The organism is Bacillus sp. DHT2 (genome assembly GCF_026241455.1).
GTDB lineage: Bacteria > Bacillota > Bacilli > Bacillales > Bacillaceae_G > Bacillus_A > Bacillus_A pseudomycoides.
In genome coordinates this window covers 22,378-40,740 of sequence record NZ_JAPHWH010000002.1, presented here as the reverse complement: position 1 = coordinate 40,740, position 18,363 = coordinate 22,378, and the positions used below count along the sequence as shown (strand labels likewise).

15 protein-coding genes and 4 pseudogenes are annotated in these 18,363 nt (G+C 32.4%); all 19 read left to right on the top strand.

The window, feature by feature from the left end:
* Positions 1-193: 193 nt before the first annotated feature.
* The gene (locus ORL93_RS05190; protein WP_018782267.1) at positions 194-496 is read left to right on the top strand and encodes a PadR family transcriptional regulator; all 303 of its coding nucleotides are present in this window, start codon (positions 194-196) and stop codon (positions 494-496) included.
* Positions 497-638: 142 nt separating this feature from the next.
* Positions 639-1,103 (top strand): DUF2812 domain-containing protein, encoded by a 465-nt coding sequence (locus ORL93_RS05185; protein WP_265958758.1) that lies wholly within the window; start codon positions 639-641, stop codon positions 1,101-1,103.
* 313 nt (positions 1,104-1,416) lie between these two features.
* On the top strand, positions 1,417-2,409 hold the full coding sequence (locus ORL93_RS05180; protein ID WP_098161140.1) for a PspC-like choline-binding domain-containing protein: 993 nt from the start codon (positions 1,417-1,419) through the stop codon (positions 2,407-2,409).
* Positions 2,410-2,875: 466 nt separating this feature from the next.
* On the top strand, positions 2,876-3,283 hold the full coding sequence (locus ORL93_RS05175; RefSeq protein ID WP_006095687.1) for a PAS domain-containing protein: 408 nt from the start codon (positions 2,876-2,878) through the stop codon (positions 3,281-3,283).
* A gap of 62 nt (positions 3,284-3,345) precedes the next feature.
* A complete protein-coding gene (locus ORL93_RS05170; protein ID WP_098019303.1) occupies positions 3,346-4,626 on the top strand; it encodes an L-cysteine desulfidase family protein in 1,281 nt (426 codons plus the stop codon).
* A 448-nt stretch (positions 4,627-5,074) separates the two neighbouring features.
* Positions 5,075-5,614 (top strand): annotated as a pseudogene (locus ORL93_RS05165) (sensor histidine kinase); the annotation flags it as partial.
* Between the two features lie 847 nt (positions 5,615-6,461).
* Positions 6,462-6,881 (top strand): annotated as a pseudogene (locus tag ORL93_RS31485) (cell wall-binding protein); the annotation flags it as partial.
* Between the two features lie 4 nt (positions 6,882-6,885).
* A pseudogene (locus ORL93_RS31235) lies at positions 6,886-7,038 on the top strand (hypothetical protein); the annotation flags it as partial.
* A 3-nt stretch (positions 7,039-7,041) separates the two neighbouring features.
* Positions 7,042-7,320, top strand: coding sequence for a hypothetical protein (locus ORL93_RS05150; RefSeq protein WP_265958757.1), 279 nt, complete (start codon positions 7,042-7,044; stop codon positions 7,318-7,320).
* Between the two features lie 1,065 nt (positions 7,321-8,385).
* Positions 8,386-9,555, top strand: a complete 1,170-nt coding sequence (locus tag ORL93_RS05145; protein ID WP_265958756.1) for a serine hydrolase domain-containing protein — start codon at positions 8,386-8,388, stop codon at positions 9,553-9,555.
* Between the two features lie 402 nt (positions 9,556-9,957).
* Positions 9,958-10,098 (top strand): annotated as a pseudogene (locus ORL93_RS05140) (IS6 family transposase); the annotation flags it as partial.
* Positions 10,099-10,710: 612 nt separating this feature from the next.
* Positions 10,711-11,745 carry a class I SAM-dependent methyltransferase gene (locus ORL93_RS05135; RefSeq protein WP_265958755.1) on the top strand — a complete coding sequence of 345 codons (1,035 nt, stop codon included), beginning with the start codon at positions 10,711-10,713 and terminating at the stop codon, positions 11,743-11,745.
* Positions 11,746-11,765: 20 nt separating this feature from the next.
* The gene (locus tag ORL93_RS05130) at positions 11,766-13,433 is read left to right on the top strand and encodes a carbamoyltransferase family protein (protein ID WP_265958754.1); all 1,668 of its coding nucleotides are present in this window, start codon (positions 11,766-11,768) and stop codon (positions 13,431-13,433) included.
* A gap of 13 nt (positions 13,434-13,446) precedes the next feature.
* Entirely contained in the window at positions 13,447-14,205 is a 759-nt protein-coding gene (locus ORL93_RS05125; protein ID WP_097795074.1) for a DUF5591 domain-containing protein, read from the top strand.
* Positions 14,171-14,950, top strand: coding sequence for a glycosyltransferase family 2 protein (locus ORL93_RS05120; RefSeq protein ID WP_033796905.1), 780 nt, complete (start codon positions 14,171-14,173; stop codon positions 14,948-14,950). Before ORL93_RS05125 ends, ORL93_RS05120 begins: the two co-directional genes overlap by 35 nt.
* Positions 14,951-14,961: 11 nt before the next feature.
* A complete protein-coding gene (locus tag ORL93_RS05115) occupies positions 14,962-15,729 on the top strand; it encodes a class I SAM-dependent methyltransferase (RefSeq protein ID WP_265958752.1) in 768 nt (255 codons plus the stop codon).
* 163 nt (positions 15,730-15,892) lie between these two features.
* A complete protein-coding gene (locus tag ORL93_RS05110) occupies positions 15,893-16,558 on the top strand; it encodes a PIG-L deacetylase family protein (protein WP_003203739.1) in 666 nt (221 codons plus the stop codon).
* A gap of 17 nt (positions 16,559-16,575) precedes the next feature.
* Entirely contained in the window at positions 16,576-17,574 is a 999-nt protein-coding gene (locus ORL93_RS05105) for an ABC transporter ATP-binding protein (protein WP_265958750.1), read from the top strand.
* A complete protein-coding gene (locus ORL93_RS05100; RefSeq protein ID WP_018782253.1) occupies positions 17,571-18,362 on the top strand; it encodes an ABC transporter permease in 792 nt (263 codons plus the stop codon). Before ORL93_RS05105 ends, ORL93_RS05100 begins: the two co-directional genes overlap by 4 nt.
* The last annotated feature ends 1 nt before the right edge of the window (position 18,363 follow it).

Below are 18,363 nucleotides of genomic sequence, written 5' to 3'. Positions count from 1 at the left end.
AACGTTGTAAATCCGCATAGACCTGACGCTACCCCATTCTGTAATTAAGAATTCTAGTTATAACATACACTTAGTAAAATCAGTGTATGTTTTTTGTGTAGTTTAACTATTCAGTTGAAATGTATAGTTGAACTGTATATAATGATTATTAAGTTAAACTGTATAGTTGGACTTAATACTAGGAGGTGAATGAATGAAGCATAGATTACTGCCGTTATCCGAAACGATGCATTATATCTTATTAGCGTTACGAGAGCCGTTACATGGCTATGCAATTATGCAAAAAATAGAACGAATGAGTCAAGGGAATGTAATTTTAGCAGCTGGCACTCTTTATGGTGCAATCGAAAATTTGAGTAAACAAGGTTGGATCGAACCGGTAACAGGTGAAACAGGAAGACGTAAAATATACCAGATTACACATACTGGAGAAGAAATTTTAGGAATCGAAAAAAGAAGGTTGCAACATGTATTATCACTCTATGAAATGAGGTAGTTCGATGAAGAAATTTAGATTATTTACAAATGTTTTAAACGAACAATTTTGGTTAAACGATATGCTTGCTCAAGGCTATACATGTACCAGTGTCAATCCGTTTGGGGTATATACATTTTAAAAAACAAATATCAAAAAAGTAATGCGCCTTGACTATCAAGATTATATGAGCAAGGAAAAATACGGTGAATACGTTGCAATACATGAAGACTTTGGCTGGGAGCATGTTTATGGTAGTCGCTTCGGTAGCATGCACTATTGGCAAAAGGAAGAGGATGGGCGTGATGAAATGTTCTCTGATCAAACGTCTCGAGTCGCTTTTTACAAGCGATTATCGAACTATTCGTTTACGTGTGCGATGATGTCTTTTATGTACACAATTGTGTTATTTAACGGTCCGTCATTTATTCGTTTATTCAACCCTAAAGTGAGCTATTTAACAGAGGGATTATGGGAAAAGGAAGGGACAGCGTTTTGGAGTACTTTTTTATTTGAAACTCCATTTGCTATGCTTCGCTTTTTATCACCTTGGATTTTTATCATTGCATTCCTTTTCTTCTTGTATTCCTATTCACAATATAATAAGAAAAAGAAAGAATTAACTTAAGTTGCAACATATGAATGTTACATAAGGAAGCGTTTATGCAATATCCGGTTTCTGAAATGTTTTTTAACCCAGGCATCACCAAAAGTGTATTGTCCACTTTTAGTGATGCTTTTTCATCTGTACATTTAGAATAAGTTTAAAAACAATGTAACAAAAAAATGAATAAAATTAATATCTAATATATTTTATTTCGATTAGATAAAGTATATTTCATTTTTGTTACAAAAAATATTGATTATATTTAAACATCATAATATAATTCTGTTTATGGAAATAAAGACTAAAATTATTCATTATTTGGGGGATATGGAAAATGAAGAAAGCTATTTTACCAGTTTTAATGTCTGCAATGCTTGTAGTTCCTGCGGTATCACATGCTGAAAAACAAGATAATGTGAAACAGACCACTGCAAAGGCAGAACAGACAATGCAAAAAAGTGGTTGGGTAAAAGAGGGAGATACATGGTATTTCTATGATCAAAAAGGTATGAAGAAAATAGGTTGGCTACAAGATGGAGGAAAATGGTATTATTTTGATGCAAGCGGAAAAATGCAAACGGGTCCTATTGAAGATGGAAATAATAGATTTTACTTATTAGGAGCAGACGGTGCACTGCATACTAATGAAGGATGGGTTCAATATGAAGGAGGTTGGTATTACGTTCTCCAAGGCGGAAATCTACACACAGGTCATCTTGAATATAATGGTAAGACATATTTTTTAAGTGGATATAGTAATGGGAGAATGCAAACAGGTTGGATAGGAGAATACCGCACTGCTAGCTATTATTTTGAAGATGGATCCATGGCAACTGGGTGGAATTTAATTAAGAATGAGTGGTACTACTTTAATAACGAGGGTATTAGCTATAATGGCTGGTTAAGCTATAACGGAAGCTGGTATTACTTTGTTGCTGGAAAGATGCAAACAGGCTGGGTACAAGATAAAGATAATTGGTACTATCTAAATGAAGATGGCACGATGAAAACTGGCTGGATACAAGATAAAGGGAATTGGTATTACTTAGATGAAGATGGACGTATGTCTTTAAAGTTACAAACTATTAATGAAAAGACATATTACTTTGGTTATGAAGGGGTTATGTCTACAGGATGGATAAGTTTTGGTAAATCCGATGCTGATGCAGTATGGCGTTATTTCATAGAAGATGGTTCTATGGCTACGGATTGGAGAAAAATTGAAGGTAACTGGTATTACTTTGATAACTACGGATATATGGCTACTGGATGGAAGAATATCAATGGAAAATGGTATCAATTTGCCGATAATGGCGTTATGATATAACAAAAGGCCTTTTAAATTGAATATATGACACTAGATATCTATTTTAAGATATTTCTATAATGAAAAAAGACACCTGAGAAGGTGTCTTTTTGTGTGTTATCCCTTCTTATTAATCTAGAAGGAATAATGTTTTTAACAATAATGGGTAGTAAATCTTCTTAAGTTGATGGATGTGGCGAGACCCCTTTATAAATAAAATTTGGATATAAACGTTGAATTTTAAAATTAACCCCTTTGTTTTATATTTATTTTCCAGAATGCCCCTCATTCCTTGAATCGTTTCAGTACCCCTTAAAGGCTTGCTTGCAATGAGAATATCTAGGGATAGAAAAAAATATTAAAAGGGTTCGTTTTTTTTTTTTTTTTGTGAGCGCTTACATATTGTGATACTATTAAATTGTAATAATAAATTATAATGATAGTTTATTATTACAATTTAATACAGGAAGTATAGGAGTAATGAAGGATGAAGAACGAAACATTATTACAGCAATACTATCCGTTCGTTACATTTCTATCGAAGGTAATGGGAAGAAATTGTGAAGTCGTATTGCACGATTTATCAAGGCCGGAAAGCTCTGTCATTGCTATTGAGAACGGGCATATAACTGGTCGTAAGATCGGGGACGCACCTACAAACTTAGTGTTAAAGGTACTTCAAGAAAAAACATATTTAACGCGTGATTTTATCGCTAATTACAAAGCAGTAAATAAGGATGGAAAGGTCTTTCGCTCCTCTAGCTTTTTCATTAAGAATGATAAGAAAGAGTTAGTGGGGATTCTATGTGTAAATGCTGATGTGGCGAAAATGTTAAAAACATCTGAGCCAACTATATACCGTTATTTACAGAAGATTAAAGATGAAAACAATTAATTTTTGTGAAAACTTATTCATCATTTCACATGATGGGTGGTTGAAAGATAGGGGGGCAATTTGTGAACAAGAATAGTATATTACGTGTGTTAGAGAAAGAATTAGTCGTTGCTTTAGGGTGTACAGAGCCAGTGTCGATTGCGTTAGCCGCAGCTACTGCAAGAGATTATATGAAGGGCGACATACAGTCAATTGAAGTACTTGCAAGTACAAATGTCATTAAAAATGCAATGGCGGTTGGTATACCAGGAATGAAGGCTACTGGAATTGACTTTGTTGCTGCTTTAGGGGTGTTAGCAGGAGATAGCAAAAAAGATTTAGAAGTGTTAGCCGGAATCTCAGAAGAAGATGAAGAACAAGCAATCTCTTTAGTAGAAGCGGGGAAAGTGTCTGTAGAATTAGCAGATACGTCTAAAAAGCTATACATTGAAGTGAAGTTTACGACAGACGAGGGATATGCAAGGGCTATTATTCAGGATAATCACACATTTATCGCATTAGTAGAAGCGAACGGGGAGCTTGTTTATAAGAATGGATGTGGAAATACACACTTTGCCACTTCTGAAGAAGAACGTGATGAACTAACGATTCCAGAACTATATGAATTTGTTACGACTGTAGATGTAAAGGAATTGGTACTTGTAAAAAAGAGTATTGAACTGAATCGTAATGTGGCATTAGATGGTTTGTCGAATGAATATGGCTTACAAGTTGGAAAAACATTAAAGGCAAATGTATTGAAAGGAATTTTATCAGATGATTTAACAACTCATGCGATGGCATTAGCAGCTGCTGGTTCAGATGCACGTATGGCCGGTTCGACAATGCCAGTAATGGCTAACTCAGGAAGTGGTAATCAAGGGATTGCCGTAACGATGCCTGTAGTAGCCGCAGGTGAGAAATTAAATGCTTCGGAAGAAGAGCTAATTCGTGCTGTTACGTTAAGTCATTTATTAGCGATTTACATTAAAAATCAGTTTGGACGTTTGTCTGCACTTTGTGGTGTAACAGTTGCTGGTGCAAGTGCATCGGCTGCTATTACGTATTTATTAGGTGGAGATATTGAAAAGATAAAGTATGCAATCCAAAATACACTTGGAAATGTGACAGGGATGATTTGTGACGGAGCAAAAGCAGGATGTGCGATGAAGGTTGCAACTTGTTCAAGTGCAGCTGTACAATCTGCACTGTTAGCCTCACAAGGAATGTGTATCTCTGCTACAGATGGATTTATCGAAGCAGATGTTGATAAAACAATTGAGAACTTTTGCCGATTAGGAAATGAAGGTTCATCGAATATGGATAAGATCATGCTAGAGATGATGATTAATAAAAGAAAATAGTAGTGATGTATCACTGTGGATGTTATTAATAATCAGTAGAGTCCATGTACATCCTACTGAATAAACCATAATCATACAGCAAATATTTCATTTGAAATTGTATTATCCGACCAATCCATCGGTGGAGTAGCAGCTGGTATGAGGGGCCACTACGAAAGAATTTTAAATTAATGCAATAAAAATCGTAGAAATTAATCATTTCTACGGTTTTATGTTTATCTAAATGTAGCTTTGACATAAAGTTTGAGCAAACCGGATTCCTCTTTAGGGGTCACAATACCATGCCCATCAACTTAAGAATATTCACGATCCTAAAAAGTAAAAACGTTATTCTTTCTAAGCAAGCTAGATTATTAGACAGGATACCGTTTTTTGTACTTATAGTTATTAAAATCTCTTAAGTTGATAGTGATATGGTGACCCCTATTATATCTCGCGTATCAAATCGAATACACGTATTGATCTTTCTAAGTTAGAACTTGGACAAGAAGATTTTTATCCAAGTTTCACACATATGGATCGTATTCTATTAGAAGTACTAGATTCACATTCTATTTTATTAGAAGAAAAACAGATCTATTTGCAATTCCAAGTTTCTGATACATTGCCTAAGCTCTGGATTATGCCTTGTAAGATAGCACGGGTTATCAGTAATTTGTTACATAATGCAATTCGATATTCTCCAGTGTCTGGAACGATTGAGTTAATTGTAGAGGAAAATAAGTAGAAGCATCACGTTCAATTCATTGTACGTGATGAAGGAGAAGGCATTGTTTATAGTGATCAACTGCGCATATTTGAACGCTTTTTTAGAACAGATTCATCAAGAAGCTCACAATCTGGGGGATCTGGACTTGGATTAGCCATTGCACAATCATTAATTGAAATGCACAAAGGCGAAATTGGTGTACGAGATCGTTCAGGCGCTAAACAGGGGAGTGAATTTTGGTTTACTCTTCCCCGTTACATCAGCAAAGAAATAAGATGATTGCAAGACTTTTGTAACATTTATGAAAGCAAATTGAAAGGGATATATAATAAGATGAATAAAGCAAAGTTGATTTTATTTTAACTCAGAAGTAAAAAGTATAAGCAATGTACAGTATAATCTTATGTTTTATAGTTTCATTTACCTCAACAAGTGCAATTAAAACATAGGATTTAAAATTAATTGGCTCAGATGTGCTAGAAAAATAAGCTTGAGCAATCCCTTTCCCCCTTATTTTCGAAATCACTTTGAAAAATGACATGGAATTCATATTCCATGTCATTTTTAGTGTAATGAATAAAATTTTTGTTTTATATATTATTATATTGTTATGTTATTTTGTTACCTCTTACCTATATAAATCCATTTTCATTTTTTTACATATAAGTTTTTGATATGCAGAAGAAGAGATGACTTGAACTCAAGTTCTTTCTTTGTTTTAACCCTCGCATGTGGCAGAAAAAGCTCTCAAACGCGCTCAGATGTCCTGATCCTCTTAAAAAAAGCGGGGTTTTTATGTTGTTCTTCTCCATAAATACTTCTAATTTATTATATTTTCTCCCACTTATTAATGTTTAATATTTCTATTTATTACAGTTTGCGTAATATAACACAACCGTTGCAAGACTTTTGTAACCTTTATGAAAGGGAGATGAAAAATATTTAAAATAAAATGAATTTCCCGGCACCTATTTTAGATAAGTCGGTAATAAAAGGTATAAACAAAGAGTGAAGAACAACGTGATGAATGAAAAGACAAAAAGAAGTTATGATAATTTCTCGGTGCTTATTATTTTACAGTATTGTGTTTAAGAAATCTAAATCTTACTAAGGAAGGAAAACAAAAATGAAAAAAACATTTAAAATAAGTGGATTTGGAAAAAAAGTGATTCCTGCCACAGCGGCATTAGGTATTCTTTTTTCTGTAGCTCCTGTTGCAGAGAACCAGGCAAGCGCAAAAATAAGTGTAGGGTTTATAGCTAAGTGCTGGACGTGACTATTACTTCATTAGGAGCAGCGAAAGATATTTATGAAGCAGTTGGCGAAGAGGTGGGGGGGTGCTGACCTAACTAATTACGCGGGTCCATATGCAGAGAATGTATCTTACAGAGCTCCTAACTTTAAATCGGGGGAATTTAATATTTCTGTGCATCATACGAAAGATGATGAGAATTTTACTAAATCGATTAAAGTTCTCTATCCAAATGGGAAAAGTGAGATTCACAACTTAAGATCGGGGCAGCAACTTCAGATTACAGAAGCAGGCTGCAATCGTATATTACAGCTTAGAAGAAGGGGATTCCTATTCTGGTTGGAAGGAAATTGAAGGAAAAAAATACCGCTTTAAAGATGGCATACACTATACTTTAGATGGTCATGAAACCATTGAAGGAAAAAGATATTATTTTAATAATGACGGACAAGCTATGATGATAGGGTTTGAGAAAGCGAATGGTAAGATATACCATTATGATGATAAAGGCGTAAAGCAGACAGGGTGGCAAGAAATAGATGGTAAATGGTATCGCTTCGATGATTCTGGAGCAGCCAAGATAGGATGGTTCAATGGTGATTATGAAACGCATCATGGTCAATATGGATATTTTAGGTATTATGCTAAAGAGGATGGATCAATTCACCAAAATACCACTGTTCAAATAGATGGTAAAACATGGACGTTTGATGACAAGGGACACAGACGTTAATAATACCAAAAAGTTTATTTTTTACTTATGAAAGAAATCTTACAAAACTGTCATCTTTATGTAAGGTTATTAGATAGTACAACTATTATTTCAATGTAATAATAAAGGTATAAGAAATACATACATAGAAAAAATATAATAGGCAGAGGTAATTATAAGATGATTTTAAAACTATCATTTATACTTTTTGGAGTACTCTTAGTATTATGGGGTATATATAGTACTAAAAAATATGAAACATTTTTAGACAAAATCACTGGAATAGGACAATTTTTAGCCGGAATTGCATGTATAATTATAGGGATTTTAAACTTTATAATTAAATAATTTATAATAGACAAAAAAAGATCCTTAATTAGGATCTTTTTTAATACCATAAATGAAAGTGAACTTTTGAATATTAGTTTACATTTACATATCATTATAAACTCCGTGATATAGTGACCCCACTTAGAAACAAGTGATTTTAACAACGTTAGGAGTGTTTCATGCAGCACAATGTCATTTATGTTGTATCGCAAGAAGAAAAATTACATTAGAAAAGAGCCGGAATTCACCCTGTTAAGAGTAAACCAAATCTTTAATATTTAAAGGACGAAAAAAAGAAACATAGAAGTGAAAAACTTCTGTGTTTCTTTTTGATTCATATATTTATTGGAAAATACTTTGAACTTTCAGGCACAGATACTCCTTCTACCCTATTATAGAAGCTATTTTGAACGTAAGGGATTTGTAAGGAATAGATAAGGAAAAAGAGATTTTCATTGTGTATGATCAAAATATAAAGAAGCATGAAAGGCGGAACAGATATGACTTATATATGAAAAAAACCAGTTAACAAGAGTGTTTCAAGGAAAAGAAGTGATTTCTGGGGTTAACATACATGTGAAAAAAGAGGGATTTACCGTTTGTTAGGACAGAATAGCGTTTGTAAAAATAATCATTATGAAGATGATCACAAATTTAATGTTGACCTTTTGTCATTGGTAGAGATGATAGCTGTGTGGTTAGTATGAAACAGCAAGCAACCACCTATACAATATGAATAGAGGAGAGGAATTCATTATGAAAACACGTAGTCAAATTACATGTGCAAGTCTGGCCCTTTTAATAGCTGGAAGTTCCCTGTTATACACAACACCAACCTCAATTGTAAAAGCAGAGTCCACTCAAAATGTATCTAGTTCCTTACAAACAAGCACTCAACGAGATCGTAATTCCGTCAAGCAAGCAATGCGGGATACATTGCAACTTGGAATCCCGGGGATACTTGCTAAAACTTCCGAGGATGGAAAAACGTGGGGTTATGCCGCTGGGGTAGCGAATCTGAGCACCAAGAAACCAATGAAAACAGATTTTCGCTTTCGCATTGGCAGCGTGACGAAGACGTTCACCGCAACAGTTGTACTTCAATTAGCTGGAGAGAACCGCCTGAATCTAGACGACTCCATCGAAAAATGGTTGCCTGGTGTCATTCAAGGAAACGGATATGATGGTAACCAGATTACTATCCGGCAGATATTGAACCATACAAGTGGTATCGCTGAATACTTAAGGTCAAAAGACGCTGATATGATGAATACCAAAAAAACATATACCGCTGAAGAAATAGTGAAGATTGGGCTTTCTCTGCCTCCAGACTTTGCCCCAGGAAAGGGCTGGTCTTATTCAGACACAGGATACGTATTACTGGGTATCCTTATTGAAAAAGTAACCGGGAACAGCTATGCGGAAGAGATTGAAAATCGGATTATTGAACCGCTTGAATTGTCGAATACATTCCTACCTGGCAATTCAAGTGTTATTCCAGGCACCAAGCATGCCCGTGGATATTTCCAACCAGACGGAGCAAGTGAGCTAAAAGACGTTACTTATTATAACCCAAGTATAGCTAGCTCGGCTGGAGATATGATTTCTACTGCTGACGACTTAAACAAATTCTTCTCTTACTTACTCAGTGGCAAATTACTGAAGGAACAGCAATTAAAACAAATGCTTACTACAGTTCCAACAGGAAGTGCTGAAATCGGCGGATATGGTCTTGGAATCTATGAAACTAAGCTTCCAAACGGTGTCTCGATATGGGGACACACAGGTAGCATTCCAGGGTTTGTTACTCTTGCTGGGGGTACACTTGGAGGCAAGCATACGTTGGCCGTCAATTTGAACAGTATGGGTAAAGCTAACAGTCCTGATTGTTTTAAAAATATTTTACTTGCTGAATTTAGCAAGTAGGCAAAAAGGAAAAACGAATAAATTTTGTCATAGTTTTTATAAATATACCATTCTGGTTCAAAAACTTCCAACTTACTCTAAAAAAATTGGGAGTTTTCGGGATTTCGTTGACAACCCAATGCTATTAAGCTAATAAAACAAAATCCTCCCTAAAATGAAAAAATACGTCATCCTTTCCTATTGGAGTGCCCCATGAGAAAGAGACAATAAAAAACACCTCTCTAAATCGTAAGTATCAGTTATGATTTTAATGGAGGTGTTTTTCGTATTATGGATACAATTTCGCTTTAGTTTGATTGGCATGGGGTACCGCCACATCGCTATCAAGCTAACAAAAAGAAATCTTCTTAAAGTGAAAAAAAATACGTGTTCACGAATAATAAAGTTGTTTGAAAAATAATAGAGTCATTTAAAACTGCAACTTCTATATTGAGTGGTGTTGAAGCCATGCATATGATAAAAAAGGGACAGATTGATTTACGGAATCAGTCTATCCAAAATCAAAAAGAGTTCATCCACCAAGTGTTTGGACTTATAGCATAAAATACGATTTCACTAGGAATATACTATTATCCGCGTTCTTCTTCATATATTTGCACCAGAACCCATAATAACGCCTCCATTTCATTCTATTTTTATGATAATTCACTGGTATTTGTTAGCACAAAACCCCCTAATAATCCCAAAAATAAATATTTTTCGAAAAATTTATAAATAAAAAAATCGACAAAAATTTCTAAAAAAGGGCTCTATACTAGGTTTTTTAAAAAATCTCAATATATAAATTATGATAATAAAAATACCCATAATTATTCCTGGTATTGTTTTATCAGGAAAAATTTTACTTAATTTTCTGAATGAATTTTATCCACAAATATAAAATTTTTATTAATCAGAAAATTCTATTTCTATGGTAGTATTGGTGGTGCAGCTCTGTTGCAAATATTTGAATTACACAATTATCTATATAAGGGGGGAATGTGAAATGGAAAAGGAATATATTCATGAAGAAATGTTAGAGCTTGAAGATCTTGAATTAGATGAAGAGGATTTACTAATTCGTGCAGGCAAGACATTAGGTTAAGTTTTAAAATAAGGAGGTTACATATGCAGTTTAACTGTATATGTAACTTTTTTTAAGGTAGGGTATACAGAATGAAAGAAAATAAGATTATTTTATTATATGAAAGATTTATTGAATTAGACTATGAAGAAGAGTTAGATAAAGTACCAAAATTAAAAAACAGAGGGGTACTTTTGAATTTTTGGAAAAAATGGTATGAAATTAGTGAAAAACAATTCGAATTTATAATTTGGAAGTCCATTAATACTGTAGATACTTTAGATGATCTAGTCAAAATAACTGGGACTTTAAGTTTGGCTTTAAGATTATTAAAAGTATTAAAAGAAAGAAATTTAGTTGAAATTATAGAAAATAAAATAAGGTTTTCACAAGAGTTAACAAGTAGTATTTTATATGAACCAACCCCTCTTCGTAATACAGGATATGAGAATAAAATAAACAAAAAAAAATATGCTCAATTTAAAGCTACTTGGGATAGTTCGTTGAGGAGAGCTGAAATAATAAATCAAGAGTTATCGTCTAATAAAAATATCTTTTTTTGTGGAGATGATGATTATACAAGTTTAGCCCTTAAACAATATAAAAACAGAGAAATAGATGTAGGAGATATTGACGAAGAGATGATTGAATATTTGAAATATACAAACGATGATATTAAGTTTTATAATTTTGATGTTAGAAATGAAGTTATGGAAGATTTAAGGAATAAGTATGATGCAATACATTGTGACCCTATAGATGATGGTAGAGGGTTAGATTTGTGGTTAAATAGAGCTAATGAATTATTAAAAGGTCAAAAGGGTGATTTAATTTTTTTAAATATAAGTGTTAAAAGATTAGGTAATAGGGCGGTTTATTTGCAGAATTTTTTGACATCTTTAGGTTTTTATTTAAAAGAAATTATTCACGATTTAAGTTCTTATAAAGTGGCTGAAGAGCCTTACATTGATGAAGAATTAATAAAAAAGGACTTAGATAGCATTGGTTTTTCTAAAGGTACATATCATAATTTGTATATTCAAACAGACATGTTAGTTTTTGTACGATTAATAGATAAACCAACCCTCTTTCCGCAAGAATATTATGAGATTAGAAGAAAAATATAAAATAACTGCGAGGTAAAATAATGTATGTTTTAGGAGTCAATGGGTGGGACTTTGATATTCATGATGCAAGTGCGTGTTTATTTTATAATGGTAAATTAATAGCTGCAGCTGAAGAAGAAAGATTTATTCGTCAAAAAAAGGCATTAGATAAAATTCCATATAATTCAATAGCTTATTGTTTAAAGGAAGCTGAAATTACTCCAAATGAAGTAGATCATATTGTTATGGGTTGGGATGTAGAGCAATTATATTTTGAGAAGTATTCAAAGAAGCTTAACAAAGAAGATTGTCTTGAAAAGGTTTTTCCGAAGGGAATTTTTAAGAGAGATAAAGATCCCCAAATTCATATGTGTTCTCATCATTTGGCACATGCTTCTGGTGCGTTTTTTAGTTCGGGATTCAATGAAGCTACCCTAATAGTTATTGATGGGAGTGGAGAAGAAGAGTCAATAACGATAGCAAAAGGAAAAGGTAATAAAATAGAAGTACTAGAAAAATACCCGCTGGAACATTCTTTAGGTATTTTTTATGAAGCATTAACTGTATTTTCAGGTTTAGGGAGGCATAATGAAGGGAAGTTAATGGGCCTATCTTCATATGGGGAAGAAATATTTGAATTTCCTGATATACTGGAAAACCCTTTGAAACCAAATAAAAATACAGTTAGTATGAATGGTAAATATTTTTCGGTATTAAAAGATTGGATAAAAGTTATTAATAGTATAACAAAGATTGCTCCTAATTATATTAAGTATGAATATAATCCAATAGATTCAATATTATTAATGGATTCATCGGTAATGGGATATAAAAATATTGCAGCCTCAGGTCAGGCAGCCTTGGAAAGAGCAATTGTTAAGCTTGTAAAAAAAGCTATTAATCTAACTGGAATAGATAATTTGTGTCTTTCGGGAGGAGTAGCATTAAATTGTATAGCGAATAGAATGATAGCTGATTTACCAGAAGTGGATAGTTTGTACATTCAACCAGGTGCTTCAGATAGTGGGGTAAGTATTGGAGCAGCTTCATGGTTTCTTGCCAAAAATGGTATAACGCCTAAGTTCACTGAAGATCATGTATATTCTGGTCCGGAATTTCCTGATTCTAGTATCTTAAATATACTAAAAAAATATAATCTATCATATATAGAATTAGGCTCTAACAAATATGATAAATGCTCCGAGTTATTAATTCAAAATAAGGTAATAGGAAGATTTTCTGGAAAGATGGAATTCGGCCCTAGAGCTTTAGGAAATAGAAGCATAATAGCTAGCCCTCAGAGGAGGGATATGTTAAATAAAGTAAATACTATTAAGAAAAGAGAGCAATGGAGACCATTGGCTCCTAGCATCATAGATGAAAACGCTTCTGTAGTATTAGAAGAAAAAATAAATAACCCTTATATGCTGTTAAATTCTACTGTTAAAAAAGAGGTACATCATTTAGTTCCAGCAATTGTTCATGTTGATGGATCAACAAGGGCTCAAGTAGTTACTAGGGATATGAATTCTGATTATTATGAAACAATCCGCAACTTTTACCAGAAAACAGGAATTCCTGCAGTTATGAATACATCGTTTAATGTAGGAAAAGAACCAATTATTTGTAACCCAAGTGATGCTATTAGGTCATTTTATGGATCAGAGGTGGATGCCCTTTTATTAGGTTCATTTTTGATTATTAAATAAAGGAGGAGAGATTTTGAGAAATAGAAATTATTCTAATCTAAAAGATGGAATGATAGAGGATTTGTTACTTAATAAAAAAAGTTATCCTAACTACCCAGAATATATACTATTAGATTTAATAAAAGAGGAAACAATTTTTAAACGAGGAGCTTGCTCAAAGTATATTCAGCATGAAGAGTTCAATACATGGCAGGAATATTTTTGTGGGGATTATTACGAAAAGCCTCAGGGGAAAAGAATTGCTTTTTTACAAGTTTGTACTTGGGCTAAACCATATGACTTTTCATATATTGGTAAAAAAATTAGGCAAGTTACAAATAAATACCCTATGGTTCATCCAATTATTCTATCAAATGCGGGAGTTATACCATATGAATACCAAATGAACCCTACTTTTTGTGCATACGATTGGATGGAAGATATTGAGGATCCAGTAATTTACGAAGAATTGATGAAAGAATATAGGGATGTATTGATACAAAGAATTAGGAGATACCTAGAATCAAATTCATACGATGTAGTAGTACAATATGGTGTACCGGTAAAAAAATATTCAATGGCTCCTGCAATTAAAGATATTTGTAAGGAATTAGGAATTACTTTTCTTTTAACCCCAGATATAGAAACATATAGAAATAATAAAGATAAATTAGTCGAGTTAAAGGATTCAGGGGAATTTTATTGTTTAGATGAAGTTCTGAGTAGTATGGATAATTGTTTAAATAAGGTGAGTAGATATGTTGAATCTATCAATTGTAATACCAGCTTATAACGATATTAGATTAGAAAAGTGTTTAAAGAGTATTGATGAAAATGTAGAGGTTGTCGTTGTTTTAAATGGTGCAACCGAAGAAGTAAAAAAAATCGCCTATTCTAGCGATGCAGTAATTGGCGAATTACCTACACCTAATTTAGCAAAAGCATATAATTATGGAATTGAAATTTCTAGTAAAGATAATGTGTTAATTATGGATTCAGATTGTGTTTTTATGCCAGGTACCATCAATAAGTTATATAAATTATTAGATGCAGGATCTTTAGCTAAAGGAAGAGTGATGTTTTCATTTAACAGCAAAATTGGAAAAATCATTGCACGTGCAAGACATATACATACTTGCAAAAAAAATGCATATTCACCTCCATTGGCATTTAATAAAGGAATCTTAGCGAAGGTAAATGGATATTATTTTGATGAGAATTTATCTTGGACAGAGGATTATGATTTTGATATTAGAGTTAAATCTGCAAGTCTTAAGATTTTATATGATGATAATGCAAGAATTATTCATCCAGAGTTAAGCATTAAGCAAGATTTGAAAAGTTCATTTAATTATGGGATAGGTCATGCACGTGGGGTTTTACAACAAAAAAATGGTTATTATGAACCTAAAAATAAATTAAGGTCGATTATTAACTCATATAAGTATATCAAGAAAAAATACGGTTATTTAACTGCTTTCTATCTCATATTTTGGCAGATTGCCTTTTATAGGGGATATGAAAAAGAAATACATTAAGGAGGAAAACAATGCAGCAACAATACGATGAAATTTCTGAATTATACGACATTATCATCCCAGAACCTGATGGTATTTTTGATTTTTACAGTGGTTTGGTAAAACCAAATGATGAAGTTTTAGATTTGGGGTGCGGTACTGGTAGATTATCTTTTATTCTTGCTGAAAAAGGCGCTAATGTAACTAGTGTTGATATATCAGCAGGAATGATTGAAAAAGCTAGTAAGAAGCTAGATGAGATGCCAAATATTAAGGATAAAATAGAATTTAAGGTTTCTTCTGCTACAGATTTTAAGTCTGAAAGAAAATTTGATTTTATATTTATGTCTGGTGGTGTATTTGAATATTTACTTACATCGTCACAACAAAAATTAGCTCTTAGAAATATTAAATTACTATTAAAAGAAGGCGGGATTTTTGTTTTCGATATTATTACACCTCCAACTATTCTTCCTTATTCTAAGAGAGTGAGTGATGGAGGAAATGGTCCTATTAAAGGGGAGAATTTTAAAAATTATAAAGTTAAATCATGGGATGTCGTAAAAGCAGATCATTATAAGCAAATAATTGAAACCACTTGTTATTTTGAGGTTTATGACATAGCAGATAATTTCTTAAGTAAAAAAGAATTTAGATTTCTTGCAAAATATACTTTACCATCCGAAATGCAGTATCTCTTAGAAATAGAAGGATTCAATATAAAAAATTTTTATGGTGATTACAATAAAAATCCTTTTGGGAGGAATAGTGAATTTATGGTGTATGAATGTAGGAAGTAAGGGTAGAATTTTAATGATATACAGTGCGAATAGACGTTCTTAAAAAAGTATATTTTTCTAGTGGAAATAAAATGTATCCAGTTAGTATAGGGACTCCAGAGTAAATAATTTTTAATTAAAATAATAGGTAAATGATTTACCTGTTCAATAAAGGTGATGCTGAATGAAGGATATAGTAAAAAAACATTTAGTTATAGCGCCACACCATGACGATGAAGTCATTGGCTGTGGTGGAACAATTGCTCAAGCTATTAGTAAGGGTGAACATATAAAAGTAATAATAATTACAAAAGGAGATTTATCTGGAGGTGTAGGGGATTTAAATGAAATTGTTTCAAATAGAGAGAACGAGTGTATAAAAGCTTGTAATACATTAGGGATAGAAAAAGAAAATGTTAAATTTTTAAAGAAACCAGACAGATCACTTGTGTATTCTTTAGATTTTGTGGAAGAAATTATTCACGAAATCTCTCTATATAAGCCTAATTTTATTTATTTCCCCCATGATATGGAAAGTGATAGGGATCATCGAATAGTAAATGAAGTTGTATCAGAAGCAATATTCCTGTGTCAATCAGGGTTCTTAAAAGAGGATTGTGCTCCTTATATAAGGATGTGTTTACAGTATGAAGTATGGACTCCCATGAAAAACTATCAGGTTGTAAAAGATATTACCAGGTTTATTGAACTGAAAAAAGCATCAATTAAAAAATACGAATCACAACTTAAAACATTAAATTTGGTTGATGGAGTTTTGGGGTTAAATTCTTATAGAGGTATGCAGGCAGGAGTGCAATTTGCAGAAGTTTTTAGAGTGGTAAGTAAGTAGTAAGAAGGAGAGAGAAGATGGATATCATTGAAATTGAAAATGTATCAAAAACTTTTGAAAGAGTAAAAATTGAAGAAGGATTAATAAACTCTTTCAAGAGTTTATTTAAAAGAGAAAAGGTCAAGGTTACTGCTTTAAGTGATGTGTCATTCAAAATAAAAGAAGGTAAAATAATAGGGCTTATTGGCGCGAATGGTGCTGGTAAGTCTACCTTAATGAAAGCAATGGTTGGGTTAATTAAACCAACTTCCGGGAGGATTTTGGTAAATGGATTTAACCCCCATAATAAGAAGAAAGATTTTTTAAAGTCAATTGGTGTTGTTTTAGGCCAAAAAAATCAGTTATGGTGGGATCTTTCCCCTTACGAAACATTTTTATTACATAAAGAAATATATGAACTGTCTGATACAGAGTTTAGAAAGAATGTAGATGAATTAGCTGAAAATCTTGGGGTATCAGAAATTCTTAAATCGCCAGTAAGGAATCTATCGTTAGGAGAGAGAATGAAATGTGAGTTAATTGCTTCAATCTTACACTCACCTAAGATATTATTTTTAGATGAACCGACTATTGGATTGGATTTTCTTGCTCAAAAGAATATTAGAAATTTTCTCAAGAATTATTGCAAAGAAAGAAATACAACAGTTATAATGACTAGCCATTATTTCCCAGATATATATGAGTTATGTGAAGAATTAATAATATTGAAGAATGGAGAAGTTGTTTTTAATAACAATTTCAAAAAAATAAAAGAAGAAATTAAGAGTTATAAATATATATCTCTTAGCTTTGAGAATGAAATAAATTCTCAAGATCTTAAGAAATATGGAGAAGTTAAAGAATCGGATAAATTTAGTGTAACAATAAAAATTCAAGATAAGCTAGTGAACGAGACCATATCTAGCATATTAAAAGAATTCAATGTTATTGACTACAATTTGACTGAAATGTCATCACAAGACCTCATTGAAGATATTTATTCAATGGAATCGACTGGAGTGAAAATAACAGTATGAAGAAGTATTTAAAACCAATGATGCTTTCATTTCAAGCGGTTTTTCAGTATCGCATGAATGTTGTATTATATATGATTTTTGGTTTAATACCGCTTGTGGCTTTAATACTATTGTGGCATTCTCTCTTTGAAACACAAAACAATATTCAAGGCTATACTCTTGAAATGATGATTACTTATGTAATAATTGCTAAGTTAATTGAACTTTTACTAATTCCTGAAATGCACTGGTCGATAAATGAGGAAATACAATCCGGTGAATTATCAAAATATCTTACAAAACCATTTTCATATTTTGGATATTGGTTTAGTCATAATTTAGGTAACAAAATTATTCAGGTACTGATGTCAGTGATACCGATAATACCGATAATATTCCTGAACAGGGATTATTTCCTTTTGCCTACTTTAAAATATACTTTCCTGTTCATTCTTTCAATAGTAGGAGCATTAATACTATATTATATGATTTATTATTTGATATCACTCTTCTCATTTTACTTTGTAGAGATATCATCCTTTTTCTTTACTGTAGATATAGTATTAGAATTATTATCTGGATCGCTTATTCCGCTTGAATTTTTACCAGCCCCGTTAAATACAATAACTCAGTTTTTACCTTTTTCATACTTGATTCACTTTCCGGTAAATGTATATTTAGGAAATTTAAGTGGCACTGAAATTGTAAATGGATTAATTTTACAAGTGATATGGTCTTTAGTTTTCTATGTCCTTATTAGAGTACTTTGGAAGAAGGGGTTAAATAAATATGAATCTGTTGGTGCATAAA